This is a genomic window from Actinokineospora cianjurensis, assembly GCF_003663795.1.
GTDB classification, from domain to species: Bacteria; Actinomycetota; Actinomycetes; order Mycobacteriales; family Pseudonocardiaceae; genus Actinokineospora; species Actinokineospora terrae.
The window spans coordinates 312,809-332,418 of the sequence record NZ_RCDD01000001.1 but is presented as its reverse complement, the minus strand read 5'-3'; the positions used below and the strand labels follow the sequence as shown (position 1 = coordinate 332,418).

22 protein-coding genes are annotated in these 19,610 nt (G+C 71.3%); 5 read left to right on the top strand and 17 right to left on the bottom strand.

Going from position 1 to position 19,610, the window contains the following annotated elements; translation table 11 throughout:
* Positions 1–60: 60 nt before the first annotated feature.
* From CLV68_RS35935 to CLV68_RS01495, 4 genes are all read right to left on the bottom strand, one after another.
* Positions 61–474, bottom strand: coding sequence for a transposase family protein (locus CLV68_RS35935; protein ID WP_170224029.1), 414 nt, complete (start codon positions 472–474; stop codon positions 61–63).
* A 475-nt stretch (positions 475–949) separates the two neighbouring features.
* Positions 950–1,672, bottom strand: coding sequence for an SIR2 family NAD-dependent protein deacylase (locus tag CLV68_RS01505; RefSeq protein ID WP_121390883.1), 723 nt, complete (start codon positions 1,670–1,672; stop codon positions 950–952).
* A gap of 80 nt (positions 1,673–1,752) precedes the next feature.
* Complete coding sequence (locus CLV68_RS01500; protein WP_121388841.1) at positions 1,753–2,070, bottom strand: antibiotic biosynthesis monooxygenase family protein; 318 nt, start codon at positions 2,068–2,070, stop codon at positions 1,753–1,755.
* A gap of 9 nt (positions 2,071–2,079) precedes the next feature.
* Positions 2,080–3,513 carry a M1 family metallopeptidase gene (locus CLV68_RS01495; protein WP_246009621.1) on the bottom strand — a complete coding sequence of 478 codons (1,434 nt, stop codon included), beginning with the start codon at positions 3,511–3,513 and terminating at the stop codon, positions 2,080–2,082.
* Between the two features lie 83 nt (positions 3,514–3,596).
* Here CLV68_RS01495 and CLV68_RS01490 point away from each other — a divergent pair, with 83 nt between their 5' ends.
* On the top strand, positions 3,597–4,430 hold the full coding sequence (locus tag CLV68_RS01490; protein ID WP_121388840.1) for an alpha/beta fold hydrolase: 834 nt from the start codon (positions 3,597–3,599) through the stop codon (positions 4,428–4,430).
* Here the strand turns inward: CLV68_RS01490 and CLV68_RS01485 are convergent.
* From CLV68_RS01485 to CLV68_RS01475, 3 genes are read right to left on the bottom strand one after another with little or no spacing between them, the layout of a single operon-like run.
* Positions 4,344–4,850 (bottom strand): 2'-5' RNA ligase family protein, encoded by a 507-nt coding sequence (locus tag CLV68_RS01485; protein WP_121388839.1) that lies wholly within the window; start codon positions 4,848–4,850, stop codon positions 4,344–4,346. The two genes, CLV68_RS01490 and CLV68_RS01485, sit on opposite strands and share 87 nt — an antisense overlap.
* 21 nt (positions 4,851–4,871) lie before the next feature.
* On the bottom strand, positions 4,872–5,741 hold the full coding sequence (locus CLV68_RS01480) for an HhH-GPD family protein (protein ID WP_170224028.1): 870 nt from the start codon (positions 5,739–5,741) through the stop codon (positions 4,872–4,874).
* 14 nt (positions 5,742–5,755) lie between these two features.
* Positions 5,756–6,247 carry a beta-class carbonic anhydrase gene (locus tag CLV68_RS01475; RefSeq protein ID WP_121388838.1) on the bottom strand — a complete coding sequence of 164 codons (492 nt, stop codon included), beginning with the start codon at positions 6,245–6,247 and terminating at the stop codon, positions 5,756–5,758.
* A gap of 173 nt (positions 6,248–6,420) precedes the next feature.
* Between CLV68_RS01475 and CLV68_RS35565 the strand changes: the two genes are divergently transcribed.
* The gene (locus tag CLV68_RS35565) at positions 6,421–7,104 is read left to right on the top strand and encodes a hypothetical protein (RefSeq protein WP_121388837.1); all 684 of its coding nucleotides are present in this window, start codon (positions 6,421–6,423) and stop codon (positions 7,102–7,104) included.
* A 170-nt stretch (positions 7,105–7,274) separates the two neighbouring features.
* On the opposite strand, the gene CLV68_RS01465 is transcribed toward CLV68_RS35565, so the two are convergent.
* Entirely contained in the window at positions 7,275–8,375 is a 1,101-nt protein-coding gene (locus CLV68_RS01465) for a LacI family DNA-binding transcriptional regulator (RefSeq protein ID WP_121388836.1), read from the bottom strand.
* Between the two features lie 193 nt (positions 8,376–8,568).
* Between CLV68_RS01465 and CLV68_RS01460 the strand changes: the two genes are divergently transcribed.
* From CLV68_RS01460 to CLV68_RS01450, 3 genes are read left to right on the top strand one after another with little or no spacing between them, the layout of a single operon-like run.
* Entirely contained in the window at positions 8,569–9,552 is a 984-nt protein-coding gene (locus CLV68_RS01460; protein WP_121388835.1) for a metal ABC transporter solute-binding protein, Zn/Mn family, read from the top strand.
* Positions 9,549–10,388 (top strand): metal ABC transporter ATP-binding protein, encoded by an 840-nt coding sequence (locus CLV68_RS01455; RefSeq protein ID WP_121388834.1) that lies wholly within the window; start codon positions 9,549–9,551, stop codon positions 10,386–10,388. The genes CLV68_RS01460 and CLV68_RS01455 overlap by 4 nt, the downstream gene beginning before the upstream one ends.
* A complete protein-coding gene (locus CLV68_RS01450; RefSeq protein ID WP_121388833.1) occupies positions 10,388–11,233 on the top strand; it encodes a metal ABC transporter permease in 846 nt (281 codons plus the stop codon). Before CLV68_RS01455 ends, CLV68_RS01450 begins: the two co-directional genes overlap by 1 nt.
* Before the next feature lie 77 nt (positions 11,234–11,310).
* Here the strand turns inward: CLV68_RS01450 and CLV68_RS01445 are convergent, their stop codons facing one another.
* The 9 genes from CLV68_RS01445 to CLV68_RS01405 form a co-directional block, all read right to left on the bottom strand.
* Positions 11,311–12,546, bottom strand: coding sequence for a DUF445 family protein (locus tag CLV68_RS01445; RefSeq protein ID WP_121388832.1), 1,236 nt, complete (start codon positions 12,544–12,546; stop codon positions 11,311–11,313).
* A 52-nt stretch (positions 12,547–12,598) separates the two neighbouring features.
* Complete coding sequence (locus tag CLV68_RS01440) at positions 12,599–13,828, bottom strand: DUF445 domain-containing protein (protein ID WP_121388831.1); 1,230 nt, start codon at positions 13,826–13,828, stop codon at positions 12,599–12,601.
* Positions 13,829–14,035: 207 nt separating this feature from the next.
* Positions 14,036–14,989 carry a 23S rRNA (guanosine(2251)-2'-O)-methyltransferase RlmB gene (gene rlmB / locus CLV68_RS01435; protein WP_121388830.1) on the bottom strand — a complete coding sequence of 318 codons (954 nt, stop codon included), beginning with the start codon at positions 14,987–14,989 and terminating at the stop codon, positions 14,036–14,038.
* A gap of 1 nt (position 14,990) precedes the next feature.
* Positions 14,991–16,382 carry a cysteine--tRNA ligase gene (gene cysS / locus CLV68_RS01430; RefSeq protein WP_121388829.1) on the bottom strand — a complete coding sequence of 464 codons (1,392 nt, stop codon included), beginning with the start codon at positions 16,380–16,382 and terminating at the stop codon, positions 14,991–14,993.
* Between the two features lie 126 nt (positions 16,383–16,508).
* Positions 16,509–17,210: an HAD family hydrolase gene (locus CLV68_RS01425; RefSeq protein WP_246009620.1), complete on the bottom strand. Its 702-nt coding sequence runs from the start codon at positions 17,208–17,210 to the stop codon at positions 16,509–16,511.
* A gap of 11 nt (positions 17,211–17,221) precedes the next feature.
* A complete protein-coding gene (locus CLV68_RS01420) occupies positions 17,222–17,614 on the bottom strand; it encodes a PPOX class F420-dependent oxidoreductase (protein ID WP_121388827.1) in 393 nt (130 codons plus the stop codon).
* Positions 17,615–17,648: 34 nt separating this feature from the next.
* Positions 17,649–18,134, bottom strand: coding sequence for a 2-C-methyl-D-erythritol 2,4-cyclodiphosphate synthase (gene ispF, locus CLV68_RS01415; RefSeq protein WP_121388826.1), 486 nt, complete (start codon positions 18,132–18,134; stop codon positions 17,649–17,651).
* Complete coding sequence (gene ispD / locus CLV68_RS01410) at positions 18,131–18,865, bottom strand: 2-C-methyl-D-erythritol 4-phosphate cytidylyltransferase (RefSeq protein ID WP_121388825.1); 735 nt, start codon at positions 18,863–18,865, stop codon at positions 18,131–18,133. The genes ispF and ispD overlap by 4 nt, the downstream gene beginning before the upstream one ends.
* 71 nt (positions 18,866–18,936) lie before the next feature.
* Complete coding sequence (locus tag CLV68_RS01405; protein ID WP_018682461.1) at positions 18,937–19,428, bottom strand: CarD family transcriptional regulator; 492 nt, start codon at positions 19,426–19,428, stop codon at positions 18,937–18,939.
* Positions 19,429–19,610: the final 182 nt, after the last annotated feature.

The window sequence follows — 19,610 nt, the reverse complement described above, 5'->3', positions numbered from 1 at the left end:
CCGCGCCGTTTCACGTAGTAAGCCGGGAACGGATCTCGGCGAACATGGGGAGTGAGAGGGTTATTCAGGCATGGCGGTAGAACTGTGGGCCGAGGACGGCGATGATGGTTGTGGCGAAGGTGGTGAATGGTCTCCGGTAGTCGGTGTGGAGTATGCGCCAGGTCGTGAGGTTGGCGATGGCGTGTTCGACACGGAAGCGATCGAGTTGTGTTCATATTTGAGGTTCCTCTCCCATCGCACCAACTCGCGGCGCGCGGGTGTGCGGATCGGGGTGAGGATCCCCATCCCGACATGGGCATTGTCTCCGATCCACTGAGACACATCCCTGTCGAGGACACCCGACTCGGCCAGACAACGAGTGTCGTGCCAGTTGCCGGGTAAGGGATCCGATACCCACGCCAACCGGCCATCAAGTGTGCGGGCGACCTGGACGTCGAGCCCGGTCGTGCGGTGTTGCCCGAGTGCGGGGTCCACTGTCCCCCGGTGAATGATCGCACAGAGATCGGTTACCTGATCCCAACGCAGGCCGGTGGCATGACACAGGTCAGCGGTCCGTTTACCTATTAGTGTTGGCGTGGTAGCCGAGTTCTCTCAAACAAGCCGCCACCCACACAATCAAGGGTCACACAAGACTCGGATAGGCAATTCCCTGAACAACCCTCTGAGACTCCACGGGCGGGCGAAGGGGCGCCTACCCTCGGTATCGGCAGAGGTCCGAGACATCGACTGCGTCCGGCGCAACGTCGATAAGGCCCGGTCGAACCGTAGGGCGCCGGCTGGTGCCGGGTTCATCGGCCGCGTCACCACCGAGGCGCCCCGCCCAGTTCGGCGCCGCGGCCTGGTGTCCAAGCGAATCCCGCCCGGACGACGCAACGGCACAGGTACCGGCTGCACAGTGCTCGCCAGTTCCTGCGCCGCTGCGCTCAAGGCGCGAGTTCGCCCTGTCTGGTCACGTGGTAAGCCGGGAACGGATCTCGGCGAGGGCCTCCGCCGCGGGCATCGGGAGTGAGATCCCCCTGCCGTGGCGGATTTCCGGCTCGCGGGGGTTGATTCGGATCAACCGCCCGGACGCCGCGCTGGCCAGTTCCGCGTACCGGCGGACGGTCGGGACTGCTTGTCCGGCGCCGATTTCCACCACCGCCAGGTCCCGAACCGACCGCCGCCAGCGGGCCAGCGAGTCCACAGCGGACTGGCTGCGGTGCGGTACCCACCAGGAGTCGCCGAACATCAGGATGTTGGGCCGGGCCAGCGCCCCGCACGTCGGGCACGACGGCAGGGGTCCCACCGCGCGCATGGACTCCGGGTCGATCTCCACGTCCACCTCCGCCGCCCACACCTCGCTGCGGCAGGGCAGGGTGCACTGGAGGTGGTGGATCGACCCGTGCACCTCGGCGACATCGGTGCAGCCCGCGAGCTGGAACTGGCCGTCCACATTGGACGTGAACACCCGGGCGCCCCAGTCGAGGAGCACCTGGAAACCCGCGTGCGGCACCGTCGTCCGGTACAGGTCGAGCCGGTGGCCGTAGAAGCCCCAGGCCAGCTCGGGGTCCTCGGTGAAGTGGACCGGGTCGGCCAGTTCCTCGAAGCGCAGGCCGAGCCGGTGGTACGGCGGGTACGCGCGCCAGAAGCCCTCGGTGCCGCGGAAGTCGGGGAGGCCGGAGTCGACCCCCATGCCCGCGCCCGCGCACACCAGCACCGCGCCCGCCGTGCCGATGGCCTCGGCGGCGCGGTCGAGATCAGGCGCCGTCGGGCTCAGGCGTCACCCTTCGGGCCTGCCGACTGCACGACCTCGAACTCCAGCAGGCTCGACCCGCTGCCGACCGGCTTGGCCCGCTCGCCAGCGTGCGCCTCCTTGGCCGAACCGCCCATCCACGCCTGGAAGTGCTCCTCGGACTCCCAGCGGGTGTAGACGAAGTACCTGGTCTCGCCGTCGCCGGTGGGGCGCAGGAGCTCGAAGCCGAGGAAGCCGGGCTCGCCGTCGACGGCACCGAGCCGGGCGGCGAAGCGCTTCTCCAGTTCGGGGCCCGCGCCCTCGGGGACCTCGATCGCGTTGATCTTCACGACTGCCATGCCGACAGCCTACTTGCGCAGGCTCCCCGGGTAGAGGTCGTCGTCGCCCGGTTTGCCCGCCTGGCGGAACCAGGCGTCCAGGAACCCGCCCAGGTCGGCGCCAGCGACCTCGTCGACCATCGCCTCGAAGTCGGCCCACGAGGCGTTGCCGTCGCGGTGCGTGCTGGTCCAGCGCTTGAGCAGGGTGTCGAACTTCTCCTCGCCCAGCTTCCTGCGCAGCGCGTGCACCGCGAGCTGCCCCTTGTCGTAGACCGCGGTGAACTCGTTGCCGGGACCCATGTCGACGAGCTTGCGGTCCCAGTACGAGTCGGTCTTGCGGGCCACCGTGGTGCGGTAGAGTTGGTCGAGGTCGATGCGGTTCTTCTCCTCGTCCCACAGCCACTGCGCGTACGAGGCGAAGCACTCGTTGAGGCACACGTCCGACCAGCGCTCCAGGGACACGCTGTCGCCGAACCACTGGTGGGCCTGCTCGTGCACGACGACGTCGACCCCGGCCCACTTCGCGTAGATCGGCCGGGTCTGGGTCTCCAGCGAGAACGAGATGCTCTCGTTGAGGAAGATCCCGCCTGCCGCGCTCTGCGGGTACGGCCCGAACTTGCCCGCCAGGAACGCCAGCACCTCGGGCAGCCGCGTCTCGACGAACCGCTTGTCCACCACGCCCGGCGCGTACGCGTCGACGACCGGGGTGCCGTCGGGCAGCGCCGACCGGTCGAAGGTCCACTTGTCGATGCCGACGGTGGTCAGGTACGGGGCGATCCGGTTCGGCTCGACCCAGGTGGACGTGGTCCAGCCGCCCTCGGTCCTGGTGGACTCCTCCCGGCCGTTGGAGATCACCGACCAGCCCTGCGGCACCCGCGCTGTCAGCCGGAAGGTGGCCTTGTCCAGCGGGTGGTCGTTCACCGGGTACCAGCTCGACGCCGAGTGCGGCTCACCGGCGACGAACGCGCCGCCGGACTTCGCGATCTGCCAGCCGCTGACCCCCAGCGCGGTGTCCTTCTCGATCTTGGGCATGCCCGCGTAGGTGACCCTCGTGCGGAACACCGCCCCCGCCGCGACCGCCGTGGCAGGCGTGATCACCAGCTCGTGCTCACCCTCCCTGGTGAACCTCGCCGCCGCGCCGTCGATCTCCACGGCGGACACGTCGTAGCCGGTGAGGTCGAGGTTGAACCTGGTCAGCACGGCATCCGCCACCGCGACGACCGTGGTGTCGCCCTCGAGCCTCTTGGTGATCGGCTCGTAGCTGATCGCCACGTCGTAGCCGGTGACGTCGTAGCCGCCGTTGCCGTCGTCCGGGTAGTACGGGTCGCCGATGCCCGCCGCGCCGGGCACCTTGGCCTGCTCCGACGGCTCCGGGCGCGCAGGCTCCGGTTGCCGAGCGGGGGTGCTGCACGCCGCGAACGCGCTCGCGACGAGCACCACGCAGACAACTCGGGCACGGACCACTGCGACTCCAAAGCTCCAGGGGGATACCCCCATCATGGCCCGTCCCCGGGGCCCGCGGGGACCGCTCGGGCAGACTCACACCCATGAGCGGGCCCCACGTGGTCACCTTCGGCGGCGACGGCCCGCCGGTCCTGCTGCTGCACGCCCTCATGGGCCGCGCGTCCACCTGGTGGTCGGTCGCGCCGTGGCTCACCCGGCACGGCCGGGTCGTCGGCGCCGACGCCCGCGGGCACGGCCGCAACCCGCACCGGGGTGGGCGGTGGCGCACGCCGGACTTCGTCGCCGACGCGGCCGAACTGGTGGCGGGCCTGGGGGAGCCCGCTGTCGTGATCGGACACTCGATGGGCGGGCTGCACGGCATCGCGCTGGCCGCCGAGCACCCCGACCTGGTGCGGGCGCTCGTGGTCGAGGACGTCGGCGTCGACCTGCGCGGGCGCACCGTGGACGACTGGCGCGCCCTGTTCGACGCCTGGCCGGTGCCGTTCCCGTCGCTGCGGCACGTGCGCGAGTTCTTCGGCCCGGCCGCCGACTACTTCAGCGAGTGCGTCGAGGAGCGCGCCGACGGGTACCACCTGGTCGCGGCGCCGCACGAGCTGTTCGACATCGCCGCCGAGTGGGGCGAGCGGGCGTACTGGGACCTCGTCGACCGCGTCCGCTGCCCGGTGCTGGTGGTCGAGGCCGAGCACACGGTCATGCCCGCCGGGCAGCAGGCGGAGATCGCGCGGCGGGTGGGTGGGACGCACCTCGTGGTCGAGGGGGCCGGGCACCTGGTGCACGAGTCCGCGCCGAGGGCGTTCCAGGGCGCGGTGGAGGCGTTCCTGTCCTGGGTCCTAGACGAGGACGTCCAGGTCACCGGTGGCCGTGTCCAGGATCGCGACCCGCGCGACCCTGGCCTCCACCGGCTCGACGGGGAATAGAGCGCGGAACGCGACCGCGGTCTGCTCGTCGGCCATGCCGTGCGCGAGCGTGCAATGCGGCACCCACGAGCCGGGCAGGTAGTAGCTGTTGGGGTTCTTCACCTTGCCCGCCAACACGTCGTGCACGGCGGAGTGCACGGCAAGCAACTCGGTGTCCACGACCGCGCCGAGCATGAGCACGTTCTCGGTGTGGGAGAACGCGGACAGCGTGTAGAGCCACAGGTTCGGGATCGACAGCACCCGCAGGTCCGCCTTCAGCGCGGCGCGCGTCCTGGCGGGGATGTCCGAGGCCATGGCGAAGGTGACGTGCGGCGGGAACCGGCGCGCACCGGGGACCCCGGCCGTGTCGAGCCGGTCGAGCAGCCGGGCGAGGGCCGCGTTGGCGCGCTCGTCGAACAGGACCACGACTCCCTGTGCCATGCGCTCAGCCTCCCACCCGGGTCAGCGGTGCTCGCCGGGCAGGGCGAACCGGCCGTCCGAGGTCTGCTCGACCAGGCCGTCGACCAGCAGCGAGTCCAGGCACCGGTCGCGCTGGCCCGCGTCGCTCCACACCACGTCCAGCTTGGTCTTCGCAGCGGGCTCGGCACTGCCGCGCAGGACGTCGAGCAGCAGGCCGCGGACCTGGCGGTCGGTACCGGCGAACCGCTGCACCGCCTTCGCCGGGCCGTCGTAGGCCGGTCGACCGGCCAGCACCCACGCGCAGTCGGCGATGACGGGGCAGTCCACGCACTTCGGCGACCTGGCGGTGCACACGACAGCGCCCAACTCCATCAACGCGGCTGACGCCTTCGCCGCGCGCGCAGGCTGCTTCGGGAGCAGCACCTCGGTCTCGGCCAGGTCCCTGGTGGTCGAGGGCGGCCCCGCGTCACCCGCGCCGTTGACCGCGCGCGCGACGACCCGGCGGACGTTCGTGTCGACGACCGGGCAGCGCTGGCCGTAGGCGAAAGCGGCGACCGCGCGGGCGGTGTACGCGCCGATGCCGGGCAGGGCGAGCAAGGTGTCCACATCGGACGGGACGACGTCGCCGTGCTCGTCGGCGATCACCCCGGCCGCGGCGTGCAACCGCAGCGCGCGCCTCGGGTAGCCCAGCTTGCCCCAGGCCCGCACGACCTCGCCCTGGGTCTCCGCGGCCAGCGCCGAGGGCACCGGCCACCGCGCCATCCACGACAGCCAGATCGGCTCGACCCGCGCCACCGGCGTCTGCTGCAACATGATCTCGCTGACCAGCACGCCCCAGCCGGTGGTGCCGCCGTGCCGCCACGGCAGGTCGCGGGCGTTCTCGTCGAACCAGTCCAGCAGGGTGTCGATCACGCGCAGCAGTGTAGTTACAGCACCTCGGTGAGCGCGGCGGTCTTCACGTCGTAGACGAAGCCGCGCACGGTGCCGGTGTGCGGGATGAACGGGCTGCGCCGCACCCGCTCCACGGACTGCCGCACCGAGTCCTTGACCTCGCGGAACGCCTCGACCGCCCAGGTCGGGCGCAGGCCGGTGTCGGCCTCGAGCTCCTCGCGGAACTCGTCGTCGGTGAAGGTCGACAGGCCGCACGAGGTGTGCTGCATGACGATGACCTCGCGGGTCTGCAGCTTGCGCTGGCTGATCGACAGCGACCGCACCACGTCGTCGGTGACGATCCCGCCCGCGTTGCGCATGATGTGCGCCTCGCCGTGGCGCAGGCCGAACACGTCGAACACCTTGATGCGGGCGTCCATGCAGGTCACGATCGCCAGGTGCAGCCCGGGCACGGGCGTTGGCACCTCGGGGGCCCCGTGGTCGGGCCCGTCGATGTGGCGTTGCAGCAGGTCGTCGATGGCGGTCACGGCAACCTCCGGATCCGGACATTCCAGGCCACCCATTGGAACTCGTTTCCCAGTTGCCAGACAAGGGACTTTGAGAAACCTCACTGATCGTGTCTTCCAGCGTGCGCGACATCGCCCGATAGGGCAGGAGTGTCCGAACGGGATGACACCTGACCGGCGTTACCGTCCCCGGGATGATCGAAACCGACGAACCGCTCCCGCGCTCGGTCTACCTGCGCCGCCGGGTCATCGCGGTCGGCGCGGCGGTCGTGGCGGTGCTGCTGCTGACCTGGATCATCACCGGCTTCCTCGGCGACGACGACGGCCTCGGCCCACTCGGCCTCGCCACCGCCCCGTCGAGCGCCCCGCCCACGACCTCCGTCGCTGCCTCGGTGTCCGCCTCCGCCTCGGCTACCGCGTCTGCCTCGGTGTCTGTGTCACCCCCCGCTGCCCCCGCCCCGCCGGTCGCCCCGCCGCCAGACCCCAACCTCCCGTGCGCGGACACCGTCATCGCCGTCGCCGCCGAGATGGACCCACCCGCGTTCCGCCCCGGCTCCCGCCCCGAACTCCGCGTGGTCATCACCAACACCGGCCCGGCCCCCTGCACCCGCGACATCGGCCGAGCCCAGCGCGAACTGCTCATCACCACCGGCCCCACCCGCCTCTGGTCCAGCAACGACTGCACCCCCTCCGACGGCGCCGAGCCCACCATCCTCGCCCCAGGGGCCCGCACCACCTTCGAGGTCAAATGGGCAGGCCGAACCTCAGCCCCCGGCTGCCCCACCCGACGCACCACGGTCCAACCCGGCCCCTACACCCTCACCGCCCGCCTCGGCACCCTCCTGAGCCCACCACTGCCCTTCACCATCAACCCCTGACCCCGCCGCTCCGACACGGGTGAGGGCCTGCGGGTCGCTTGTGGACAGGTCGATGCGCGTTGTGGGTGGTGTGGGACGTGGGAAAGGGCGAGCGGAAGCCGCACCTGTGGGGGAGGGTGGCTGTGGACAACTGTCCCCGGGCAGGTGGGATTGCGGTGGAGCTGGGACGGTTAAGGGCCGAACCAGCGTTCTTCCGCGGTGCGGGGTGGGGCGGCGGTTGAGCCGGGGACCAGCTCCGTGTTGAGGGTGATCTCGCGGGGGCGGGTCGGGTCGACGGAGGCCAGTAAGAGTTTGCCCGCGGCTCGGCCCTTTTCCAGGACGGGCTGGCGGACGGTGGTGAGGCCGACGCGGTCGGCGTCGGCGATGCCGTCGAAGCCGGTGACGGTCAGGTCCTGGGGGACGCGCAGGCCGCGGCGGCGGGCCTCGGCCAGTGCGCCGAGGGCGAGGATGTCCGAGGTGCAGATCAGCGCGGTGACGTGCGGGTCCGCGTCCAGCAGTTGCGCCGCGGCCGACGCGCCGCTGGCGACGCTGTGGTCGAAGCGCTCCACCACGGGCACCCGGCCCCAGTCGACGCCGACCGCGCCGAAGGCGTCGGTGAGCCCGGCGAGGCGGGCGCGCTGGACGTGGAACGTCGCCGTCTCGGCGCGTTCGGTGGTGACGAAGCCGTCGTTGCGGTCGCGGGTCAGGCGCATGCACAGCACGCCGACGCGGCGGTGGCCCAGTGAGATGAGGCGCTTGGCCAGCGCGGTGATCGCGGCCCGGTCGTCGATGCCGACCCGGTCGACGCCCTCGACGTGCGGCTGGTCGGCGACCACGGTCGGCACCGGTCGCGACAGGACCGCCGCCAGGTGCGGGTCGTCGTCGGGGACCGAGTAGACGACGAAACCGTCCACGCCCGCCCGGTGCACCGCGGCCACGTCCTCGCGCTCCGGGTTCACCGGGACCAGGTGCAGACCCTGCCCCGCGCCCTCGCACGCCAGCGCCAGACCCTCCAGGAAACCGAGGGCCGCGGGGTCGCGGAACGCGTAGGAGAGGTTCTCTGTGAGCAGCAGTCCGACCGCCCCGGCCTTGCGGGTGCGCAGCGACCGGGCGACCGGGTCGGGACCGGGGTAACCCAGCCGCCGCGCGGTCTCCAGGACCCGCCTGCGCAGCTCGGGTGAGAGCTGGTCAGGCCGGTTGTACGCGTTGGACACGGTGGTCCGGGATACCCCCAGTTCCGCCGCCAGCGACGCGAGGGTCGCCGGGCGTCGCACATGTGTTGACCGCGCCATGGATTGACCGTAACGGTTCAGAACCAATTGCAGAAGCCCGACCTCTCGGCGAGGTCACCGATCGGGTCTCACCCGGTCGGGTTACGTCCGAGCCCCGCGGTGGCGTACGCTCAAACCGACAACGGTTTCCATTCTCGTGTCGTCGCCGCCCCGGGGTCGGATGAAGGCACACCCGACAGGCCAGGAGTGCTCCATGACCCACCGCCTGACCCCCACCGCCACGGGGTCCGGACGCCGACCGCTGCGCACCGCCGCCGCCATCGCCGGGCTGGTCGCGCTCACCGCGACCGCGTGTGGGGACTCACAGGGCCAGTCGCCGTCGGACGGTCGCATCACCGTCGTGGCGTCGACCAACGTGTGGGCCAGCGTGGCCACCGCGGTCGGCGGCGACGCCGTCACGGTCACCGCGATCCTCAGCGACCCCGGCGCCGACCCGCACGGCTACGAGGCCAAGCCCTCCGACGCCACCGCATTCGCCGGCGCCGACGTCGTGCTGTCCAACGGCGGCGGCTACGACGACTTCTTCACCACCCTCGTCGACTCCTCCGGCGTGGACGTCCGCCGCATCGTCGCCGTCGACCTGGCCGACCCGGACGCCGACGAGCAGAAGCCCGAGCCCGCCCCGGCCGACGCCCACCACGACCACAGCGAGAACGAGCACGTCTGGTACGACCTGGAGACCGTGCGCAAGGTCGCCACCAAGGTCGCCGACGAACTCGCCGCCGTCGCGCCCGACAAGGCCGAGGTGTTCCGCGCCAACGCGGCGAACTTCGATAAGGCAGTGCAAGAGCTGATCGTGAAGACTGCCGAGATCGGGCAGCGCAAACCGGGCGCGAAGGTCCTCTCGACCGAACCGGTCGCCGCCTACCTGCTGCACACCGCCGGGCTTGAGGACGTCACCCCGGCCGAGTTCTCCGAGGCCGTCGAAGAGGAGTCCGACCCGTCCGCGGCCGCCGTCGCCGAGGCCGAGGGCCTGGTGACCGGCAAGCAGGTCGTCGCCGTCGTCTACAACAGCCAGACCGAGATCCCGGTGACCAAGCGGCTCAAGGAGCAGGCCGGCGCGGCGGGCGTCCCGGTCGTGGGTGTGACCGAGACGCTGCCACAGGGCGTGACCGGATACCTTGACTGGATGACCAAGCAGGTCGACGCGCTCGCCGGTGCTGTGGCGGCGGCATGACCGAAGCACGCGGCCGCACCGCCACCGCGGCGGTGTCGCTCTCGGGTGCCCGACTGTCCTATGGCGACCGAACCCTCTGGGACGGCCTCGACCTGGACGTCCAGCCGGGCGAGTTCGTGGCGGTCCTCGGGCCGAACGGGTCCGGTAAGACCAGCCTGATGCGGGTCCTGCTCGGGCAGCAGAAGCTGAGCGCGGGAACGGTGCGCGTCGCGGGTGCGGCGCCCGGTAGGGGTAACCGCAACATCGGCTACATCCCGCAGCAGCGCGCTCTTGACCCAACGGTCGCTGTCCGTGGCCGCGACCTGGTCGGCCTCGGCTACGACGGTCACCGCTGGGGCCTAGGCATCGGCGGTATGCGGGAACGCCGCCGCCGGGTCGACGCCGCGCTCGACGCCGTTGGTGCTACCGCCTACGCCGACCGCCCCGTCGGCCTGCTCTCTGGCGGCGAGCAGCAACGCTTGCGGGTCGCCCAGGCTCTTGTCGGCGAACCCGAGGTGCTGCTCTGCGACGAGCCGCTGCTGTCGCTGGACCTGGCCCACCAGCGCGCCGTCAGCACCCTGATCGACGCCCGCCGCCGTGACGCGGGCAGCGCGGTCCTGTTCGTCACCCACGAGATCAACCCGGTGCTGCCGCTGGTCGACCGGGTGCTGTACCTGGTCGACGGCCGGTTCCGGATCGGTCCGCCGGAGCAGGTGATGACCTCGGAGACGCTCTCGGAGCTGTACGGCACCGAGATCGCCGTGGTCCGGGTGCGCGGCCAGATCCACATCGTCGGCGCGCACAGCGACCTGTGCGAGGACGGCGCGCACCACACCGAGCAGCTGCTGGAGCGCTGATGGACAAGCTGTTCGACCTCGAGCTGACCGCCCGGCTGCTCGAACTGCCGTTCGTGGTGACCGCGCTGGTCGTCGCCGCGGTGCTCGGCCTGCTCGCCGGGGTGCTCGGGCCGCTGATCGTCAGCAGGAACATGGCGTTCTCCGTGCACGGCACCGCCGAACTGGCGCTCACCGGGGGAGCGGCCGCCCTGCTGCTGGGCTGGGACATCGGCAACGGCGCCCTCGCAGGCGCGATCGTGGCCGCCCTGGTGCTCGGCCTGCTGTCGCGGCGCAGCTCCGACTACGACTCGGTGATCGGCGTCGTGCTGGCGTTCGGGCTGGGTCTCGGCGTGCTCATGCTGTGGCTGTACAAAGGCCGGTCGTCGAACAAGTTCGGCCTGCTCACCGGCCAGATCGTCGGCCAGGACTTCGCCAGCGTCGCCCTGCTCAGCGGCTGCGCGATCGTGGTGCTCGGCTTGCTCGCCGCTCTCTACCGCCCGCTGCTGTTCGCCAGCGTCGACCCGGAGGTCGCCAAGGCCCGCGGCATCCCGGTCACCGGCCTCGCCGTCGTCTTCGCCGTCATGGTCGGCGCCGCCACCGCCCTCGGCGTCCGCACCGTCGGCTCCCTGCTGGTACTGGCCCTCATGGTCACCCCAGCAGCCGCCGCCTGCCGCATCACCGCCAGCCCCCTCAAAGCCACCCTGCTCGCCGTCCTGTTCGCCGAGGTCTCCGCGGTCGGCGGCATCATCCTGTCCCTGGCCCCCGGCACCCCGGTCAGCGCCTTCGTCACCGCCATCTCCTTCCTGATCTACCTGGTGTGCTGGGCCATCAGCCGAACCCGCCGCACCAGCACCACCCGAGCCTGAACCCGCACACCCCCTTCGCAGATCGCGCCCCACCCGGCGGGAACGATGACTGCGGGTGTCCGCGCACCCGTTTGGCGTCACCCCAGCATCAACAGGGCCTGCAGGTGGCCGACCAAGGCACCGATGACCGCGCCCACTGCGATCAGCTTCCACTCGTCCTGCCGGAACGCGGGCCGCAGCAGGCCCTCGTACTCGACGCGGGTGAGTTGGTTCATCTTGGCGGCGATGGTGTTGCCGATGTCGAGGGCTTTGGTGGCGTACGGCTCGGCTTGCAGGGCGGTGCTGTCGAGGTAGGTCATGGCCTTGTCGGCGGCGGCGTGCTTCATCTCCTGGAAGCGGCGGGTGCCGACGGCGACGGCGACGAGGGGTTTGGCGATGCTGGCCTGGTCGTCGACGGACTTGCGGACCAGTTGTCGGATCATCTCCAGGAGGCGGTCGGAGCGGGGGCCGCGCAGGACGCCCTCGACGATGTTGGGGACGGTCATCACCTCGCGGGCGATCAGCTCGCCGTACTGCCTGGCGACCTCGGCCCGGCGGCGCTGGAAGACACCCTGCACCCAGAACACCCCGAGGAACCTGGTGCGTTCGCGGGGGAAGAAGACCAGCTTGATGGCCAGCCAGTCGGTGAACCAGCCGATGGCGGCGCCGAAGACCGGCAGCACCAGGGGTTCGCGGGTCAGCGCCCAGACGATCGTCTGCACGACGCCGAGGGTGAAGCCGAAGTAGATGCCGCAGCGGGCGATGAAGGCCATCTCGGGGCGGGAGATGTCGCGCACCAGCCGGACCAGTAGTTCCTTGTCGCGCTCCAGCGCGGTCACCGCGACCTGGCCGACGTCGAGCACGTCGCCGATGTTGGCCCTGACCTCGGCCATGACCTTGCGGACCAGCGCCGGGGTGCCCGCCTGCACCTGCTTGACGATCAGGTCCTGGGCCAGCACCGGCAGCAGTTCCCACAGCTGCGGGTGGTGCTTCTCCAGCACCTCGCGGGCGATGCGGTCCACGGTCAGCAGCAGCGGGCCCTGGATCTGGCGGGCCACCTCGTCGGGGTCGAGCCGCTCGACCACCTCGCGCGGGTCGACCAGCCTGCTGGTGATCAGCTCGGCGGAGGTCCGGATCATCCGCGCGGAGTTGCGCGGCACGACGCCCTGCCAGCCCAGCCACGGCTCGGCGACGCCGACGAAGCGCAGCGGGCGGAACATCATCTCGATGGCGACCCGCTTGGTCACGTAGCCGATCACCGCGGCCACGAAGGGCATCGAGAGGTAGACCGGCCAGTGCCGGGTGAAGTCGTCGATGATGGCGTCGACGCGCAAACCCGGCCTCCTCGGTTGTTGACTCGCGAGTAGATTAACGCCGCCTGCCTGCTCAGTGCAGGAGCAGGACGAGCTGGAGCTCACCAACGAGGAACCCGATCACCGCGCCGACGGTGATCAGCTTCCACTCGTCCTGGCGGAACGCGGGCCGCAGCAGCCCCTCGTACTGCACCGGCGTCAGGCCCTGGATCTGCCGGACGATGGTGGCCCGGATGTCGAGCGCGCCGGTCGCGTAGCCCTCCAGGTGGCGGACGGTGTCGGGCACGTGCTCGATCGCCCTGCGCGCCGCGGCCGCCTTCATCTCCTGGTAGCGGCGCGACCCCACGGCGGCCACGACCAGCGGCTTGGCCAGGCTGGCCTGCTCGTCGATCGACCGGCGCACCTCGCGCTCGACCATCCGGTGCAGCCGGTCGGCGCCCGGCCCGGTGAGCACCGCCTCCAGCACGTTCGCCACGGTCAGGATCTCGCCCGCGATCAGCTCGCCGTAGTCGCGGGCGACCGCCATCCGCCTGCGCTGGAACATGCCCTGCCAGGTCACCAGCCCGAGGAAGCGCCGCGGCTGCCGGGGGAAGAAGATCATCTTCAGCGCCAGCCAGTCGGTCAGCCAGCCGGTGATGCCGCCGAAGACCGGCAGCACCCACGGGTTCTTGGTCAACGCCCACGTCCCCAGCTGCACGACGCCGATGACCGCCCCGAACCAGATCCCCGACCGCGCGATGAACCGCATCTCCGGCGCCGCGGTGCCCCGGATCAACCGGTTGAGCACTGCCTTGTCCCGCACCAGCGCCCGCACCGCCATGTCCTTGACGTCGAGCAGCGACTCGATGTCCTCGGCGACCTCCCGCATCAGCCGCTCGACCACCGCGGGCGCCTCCCGGCGGATCCGCCCCAGCACCCGGTCCTGCGCCTGCCTGGGCAGAAGCTCCCACAGGTTCGGCTGGTACTGCGCGAGCACCTCCCTGGCGATCTCGTCGACCGCCCGCTCGATCGGCCCCCGCAGCTCCTCGGCCACCCGCTTGGGGTCCAGCCGCCCGAACACCTCCCGCGGCGCGATCAGGTTGGTGGTCATCAACTCCATCGCGACCGTGGCCATCCGCTCGGCGTTGCGCGGGATCACCCCCTGCCACCCCAGCCGCCACACCCCCACGAACTCCACCGGCCGGAACATCATCTCGATCGCGGCCCGCTTCGTCACGTACCCGATCACCGCCGCCACCAGCGGCATCGACAGGTACACCACCCAGTGCTCCCGCAGGTCCGCCCCGATCGCGGCCCAGTCCACCCGCCCACCTCCCCCACCGGAGGGTGAACCTCCATACAGGACGCACCGAGTCTCGCACGCCCCCGGCCCCACCCCCGGCCCACGCGCGACATCTCCCCGACATCTCCAGGGGATGCGAACCTGGTGGCACCCATCCGCCGCACGGGGCGCGGTGCTGAATGAGAAAGGACCCAGCCCGGGTGGGGCTGGGTCCCTTGTCGATGAGGGCTAGATCCGACCAGCGGCTCGGCGCTGGCGGGCTACCTCGGCCAGGACGACCCCCGCGGCCACGGAGGCGTTGAGGGACTCCACGCCCGCGGCCATCGGGATGGACACGGTGGCGTCGCACGCCTCGCGGACCAAGCGGGTCAGGCCGCGGCCTTCCGAGCCTGCGACGACGACCAGCGGGGAGGTCGCCAGGACGAGGTTGTCGATGTCCATGCTGCCGTCGGCGTCGAGGCCGACGATCATCAGGCCCGCTTCGGCGTAGGCGCGCAGTTGGCGGGTGAGGTTGGTGGCGACCGCGACCGGGAGCTTGGCGGCGGTACCGGCGGAGGTGCGCCACGCGACCGCGGTCATGCCCGCGCTGCGGCGCTGGGGGAGCAGGACGCCGTTGGCGCCGAAAGCGGCGGCGGAGCGGACGACCGCGCCCAGGTTGCGCGGGTCGGTCACCCCGTCGAGCGCCACGATCAGGGCGGGCTCGCCGCTGGCCTGCGCCGCGTCGAGCAGGTCGTCCGGGTGGGCGTACTCGAACGGCGGGACCTGCAGGGCCAGGCCCTGGTGCATGGCGCCAGCGGTCAGCCGGTCGAGCTCGGGGCGGGAGACCTCCAGCACCGAGATGCCGCGGTCGGCGGCGAGGCGGACCGACTCGGCCACCCGGTCGTCCGGCTCGATGCCGATCGCCACGTACAGGCCGATCGCCGGGGCGTGGGCGCGCAGCAGTTCGACGACCGGGTTGCGCCCGGCCACCAGCTCGTTCGCGCCCTTGTCCTGGGTCTTGGCCGCGCGCTTGGCGATGGCGCCTGCGCGGCGGTTGGCGACGTGGCCCGGCCTGCTCTCCGCCTTGGGGGTCGGGCCCTTGCCCTCCAGTCCCCTGCGCCGCTGCCCGCCGGAACCGACGACAGCGCCCTTCTTGCTGCCCGGTTTGCGCATCGCACCCTTGCGCTGGGAATTGCCTGCCACCTCAGCCGTCCTTCAATGTCCACTGTGGACCGCCGGGGGTGTCCTCGACGGCGACGCCCGCGATCAGCAGGCGGTCCCGGATCGCGTCGCTGAGCGCGAAGTTCCGTTCGCTGCGCGCCCTGGCCCGCTCCTCGAGCAGGTCGGACACCAATGCGTCCAACGCCTGGCGCAGACCCGTGTCCGCGCCCGCGTCGTCGACCCACCGCTGCGACAGCGGGTCCAGCCCGAGCACCCCGGTCATCGCCCGCACCGACGCCGCGATCTCGCGGGCACCGGTGTCGTCGGCCGCGTCCAGGGCGGTGTTGCCCTGCCGCACCAGGTTGTGCACCGCGGCCAGCGCCGCGGGGGTTGCGAGATCGTCGTCCAGCGCGGCCGCGAACTCCGCGCTCACCCCGCCGGGAGCGACGACGCCCGTGCGCTGCGCCACCTTGCGCAGGAACGTCTCGACCCGCTGGTAGGCGCGCACCGACTCGTCGAGGGCGGCCTCCGAGTACTCGATCGTCGACCGGTAGTGCGGGCCGACCAGGTAGTACCGCAGTTCTTGCGCGCGCACCCGGTTCAGCATCTCCGGGATCGACACCACGTTGCCCAGCGACTTCGACATCTTCTCGCCGCTCATGGTGACCCACGCGTTGTGCATCCAGTACGAGGAGAACCCGTCACCCGCTGCCCGCGACTGGGCCTGCTCGTTCTCGTGGTGCGGGAACACCAGGTCGATGCCGCCGCCGTGGATGTCGAACTCGGCGCCCAGGTACGCGCGGGCCATCGCCGAGCACTCCAGGTGCCAGCCGGGCCGCCCGGAACCCCACGGTGTCGGCCACGACGGCTCGCCCGGCTTCGCCGACTTCCACAGCGTGAAGTCCCGCGCGTCCGCCTTGCCCTGCGCCGCCGACTCGCCCTGCTGCGCCTCGTCGACCTTGATGCCCGACAACTCGCCGTAGGCAGGGTAAGAGGCGACGGAGAAGTACACGTCCCCACCGGAGGCGTACGCGTGACCGCCGTCGATGAGCCTCTGCATCAGCTCGACCATCTGCGTCACGTGCCCTGTCGCGCGCGGTGACACTGACGGCGGCAAGCAGCCGAGCGCGTCGTAGGCGGAGTCGAATGACCGCTCGTGCGTGGCCGCCCACTCCCACCACGGCCTGCCCGCCTCCGCGGCCTTGACCAGGATCTTGTCGTCGATGTCGGTGACGTTGCGCACCAACCGCACGTCCAGGCCGCCGTGCGCCAGCCAGCGGCGCACCACGTCGAAGTTGAGCCCGCTGCGCACGTGCCCGATGTGCGGGACGCCCTGCACCGTCGCACCGCAGACGTAGATCGAGGCGATCCCGGGTACCAGCGGCGCGAACGGGCGCGAGGTGCGACTCGCGCTGTCGTAGATGTGCAGGGACACGACTATCTCCTGGTGGGAGCACAGCGTTGACTGGGGGAAATGGTACGGGTAACGCGCGGGTCACCCGTCCCCGGTTTGGGTTGACCACCCGTGACCGGCGGTGACCGGGTCCGCTCGGCTTGGCGCTTAGTCCGCGATCCCGTGCCTGCGCAACGCGCCGAGCAGCGCGTCCTGGCGGTTCGCGGTCGCCTGCGGCTCCACCCGCTCGAATCGACAACCGGCCGCCGCGGCGCCGCCGTCGGCCTTCGCGCTGTCGCCGATCATGAGCGCCGCGCCCGGCTCGACCGAGAGCCGCTCGCAGGCGATCTCGAAGATCTTGGCGTCCGGCTTGACCACGCCGACGACGTAGGACAGCACGAACTCGGTCACCAGTTCGTCCAGGCCCCAGTGCGCGAACGTGTCCCGCAGGTCCCAGGCGATGTTGCTGACCACGGCCACCGGGATGCCCTTCGCGCGCAGCAGGCGCAGCGCGGCCTCGGTGTCCGGGTAGGGGCGCCACGAAGACGGCGCCAGCATCAGGTCGTAGAGCTTGCCGGGGGTGTCGCCGCCGAGGCCGAGGTCGGGGTGCACGAGGGACGCCTCGTAGCCCGCGCGGTGCACCTCGGGGTCGAGGTCGCGGCGGTGCCAGGAGTCGTGCAGGTCCGCTGGCAGGTGCGCCGGGACGCCGGTCGGCACCGTCATCAGCGCGAGGACGTCGGCGTAGCGCTCGGCGGTCAGCGCGGTCCCGTCGGCGTTGTGCAGGCCGTCGACAGCGCCGGGCCCCGGTTCCAGGCGGAACAGGGTCCCGGAGAAGTCCAGCAGGACGCCGCGGATGACCACGGCGTCCACGCTAGAGGTCGCTACGCGTGGCCGGTCACCCGCTCCGGTGTGATGCGCACCACGACGCGCACCGTGTCCGGGGTGTCCCCGCTATAGGGCTTGCCGAGGTACTTCTCGGACAGCTCGTTGATCAGGTCGTCGCCGCCCTCGGTGGTGAGCCGCGCCGCGCCCCTGACCTCGATGTAGCTGTACGGGTTGTCCTTGTTGACGACCGTGACGCTGACCCGCGGGTCCCGGCGCAGGTTCTTCTCCTTCTGCCTGCCCGCCACGGTGGACAGCAGCAGGTCCTCGCCGTCGCGGCGCACCCACAGCACCGAGGTCTGCGGGCCGCCGTCGGGGTTCAGCGTGGCGAGGGTGGCGAAGTTGGCGCCGTCGATGAGGGCCTTGGCGCCCTCGGACAGAAGTGATCCCATGCCGGGAAACTTACGTGCGGCACCGGGGTACCGCTCAACCTGCGGGAACGCCCTGCTCGGCTGGCACGAGCAGCACCGTGGCCACCGCCGCGACGCCCTCGCCGCGGCCGGTCAGGCCCAGTCCGTCCGTCGTCGTGCCGGAGACCGACACCGGGCCGCCCACGGCCGCCGAGAGCACCTCCTGGGCCTCCGCGCGGCGCTTGCCGATCTTGGGTTCGGTGCCGATGACCTGGACCGCGGCGTTGCCCACCCGCCAGCCCGCCGCCTCGACCCGCGACCGCACCTCGGCCAGCAGCGTGCTGCCGTGCGCGCCCGCCCAGCGCGGGTCGCCGGTGCCGAACACCGCGCCGAGGTCGCCGAGCCCCGCGGCCGACAGCAGGGCGTCGCACAGGGCGTGCGCGGCGACGTCGCCGTCGGAGTCACCGAGGCAGCCGGGCACCCCGGGCCAGTGCAGGCCCGCGATCCAGCACTCCCGGCCTACGTCGATCGGGTGAACATCAGTGCCGATCCCGACCCTCATGGGGCTACTCCCGCCGACAGCACGAACTCGGCAATCGCCAGGTCAAAGGGGGTTGTGATTTTCATCGCATAGGCGTGTCCCGGCACCGTGGCGACCGGCACGCCGATCTTCTCCACCAGGCCCGCGTCATCGGTGGCCGAATCGCCCGCCTCGGCATACGCCCTGGTCAGCGTGGCCAGGTCGAAGCCCTGCGGGGTCTGCACGACGCGCAGCGCGGCCCGGTCGGGCGTGGCGAGCACGGTACCGCCGAAATCGACCTGTTTGACGGTGTCGGCCATCGGCAACACCGGGATCACCGCCGGTGCCCCCGCCGCGACGGCGGCCACCACGGCCCGGATCACGTGGGCGGGGGTGAAGCAGCGCGCGGCGTCGTGCACGAGCACCACGCGGGCGTCCGGGACGACCTTGATAGCGTGCCGCAGGGCGAGCCGGACCGACTCGGTGCGGTCGGCCCCACCAGCCACGACGTCGGCCGCGAGGCCCTCGTCACGCAGCAGTGCGGCGGTCGACTCGACCTCGGTGGGCGGGGCCGCGACCACGACATGCCGCACGCAGCCCGCGTCGAGCAGGCCGCGCACGGCATGAGTGAGCAGAGCCGTCCCGCGCACCGGGACCAGCGCCTTGGGCACCCCGAAGCCGAGGCGTTCGCCTCGACCCGCGGCGGGCACGATGGCCACGGCGCGAGCCTGCTCGGGGGTGCTGCGGTCGCTGCTGTCCGATGGGGGTGTCATGCATGTCTCAGTCGGGCGATCCGCCGGAAAGCCCGGTCGGGACGTGCGGTGGTGTTCTCCAGGTGAGGGAGCTAGACGGTCGCGGTGGCCAGGACCTCGTCCAGCAGGACCTCGGCCTTGTCCTCGTCGGTGCCCTCGGCCAGCGCCAACTCGCTGACCAGTATCTGCCGAGCCTTGGCCAGCATCCGCTTCTCACCTGCGGACAGGCCGCGGTCCTTCTCCCGCCGCCAGAGGTCCCGCACCACTTCGGCCACCTTGTTCACATCGCCGGAGGCGAGCTTCTCCAGGTTGGCCTTGTACCGGCGCGACCAGTTGGTCGGCTCCTCGGTGTGCGGAGCGCGCAGCACGTCGAACACGCGGTTGAGGCCCTCTTGACCGACGACGTCCCGCACGCCGACGATCTCGGCGTTGTCTGCGGGGACGCGGACGGTGAGGTCACCCTGCGCGACCTTGAGGACGAGGTACTTCTTCTCCTCGCCCTTGATCACCCGGGTCTCGATCGCTTCGATGAGTGCGGCACCGTGGTGCGGGTAGACGACGGTCTCTCCGACCTTGAAAACCATGTGTCCTCTGCCCCTTTCGCTGGTCCCAGCTTAACACGAGTCGCACTGACCAGGAGATGAGGCGTTGAACGTCTGTGCAGGTCAAGGGCCACATCAGGGAATGGCCGGGGGTTGACAAGTGCCGGGGGCGCGTACTCAGCAGGGTGCGGGGGCGCGGTGGCGGCACATGTCGATCTCGCGGC

Excerpts from the sequence above, each read along its gene's own strand:
- CLV68_RS01505 (WP_121390883.1), bottom strand. The coding sequence starts at position 1,672 with ATGGGGGTCGACTCCGGCCTCCCCGACTTCCGCGGCACCGAGGGCTTC.
- CLV68_RS01490 (WP_121388840.1), top strand. The coding sequence starts at position 3,597 with ATGAGCGGGCCCCACGTGGTCACCTTCGGCGGCGACGGCCCGCCGGTC.
- CLV68_RS01455 (WP_121388834.1), top strand. The coding sequence starts at position 9,549 with ATGACCGAAGCACGCGGCCGCACCGCCACCGCGGCGGTGTCGCTCTCG.
- CLV68_RS01460 (WP_121388835.1), top strand. The coding sequence starts at position 8,569 with ATGACCCACCGCCTGACCCCCACCGCCACGGGGTCCGGACGCCGACCG.
- CLV68_RS01485 (WP_121388839.1), bottom strand. The coding sequence starts at position 4,850 with ATGGCACAGGGAGTCGTGGTCCTGTTCGACGAGCGCGCCAACGCGGCC.
- ispF (WP_121388826.1), bottom strand. The coding sequence starts at position 18,134 with ATGAGGGTCGGGATCGGCACTGATGTTCACCCGATCGACGTAGGCCGG.
- CLV68_RS01420 (WP_121388827.1), bottom strand. The coding sequence starts at position 17,614 with ATGGGATCACTTCTGTCCGAGGGCGCCAAGGCCCTCATCGACGGCGCC.
- CLV68_RS01450 (WP_121388833.1), top strand. The coding sequence starts at position 10,388 with ATGGACAAGCTGTTCGACCTCGAGCTGACCGCCCGGCTGCTCGAACTG.
- CLV68_RS35565 (WP_121388837.1), top strand. The coding sequence starts at position 6,421 with ATGATCGAAACCGACGAACCGCTCCCGCGCTCGGTCTACCTGCGCCGC.
- CLV68_RS01465 (WP_121388836.1), bottom strand. The coding sequence starts at position 8,375 with ATGGCGCGGTCAACACATGTGCGACGCCCGGCGACCCTCGCGTCGCTG.
- CLV68_RS01500 (WP_121388841.1), bottom strand. The coding sequence starts at position 2,070 with ATGGCAGTCGTGAAGATCAACGCGATCGAGGTCCCCGAGGGCGCGGGC.
- ispD (WP_121388825.1), bottom strand. The coding sequence starts at position 18,865 with ATGACACCCCCATCGGACAGCAGCGACCGCAGCACCCCCGAGCAGGCT.
- CLV68_RS01405 (WP_018682461.1), bottom strand. The coding sequence starts at position 19,428 with ATGGTTTTCAAGGTCGGAGAGACCGTCGTCTACCCGCACCACGGTGCC.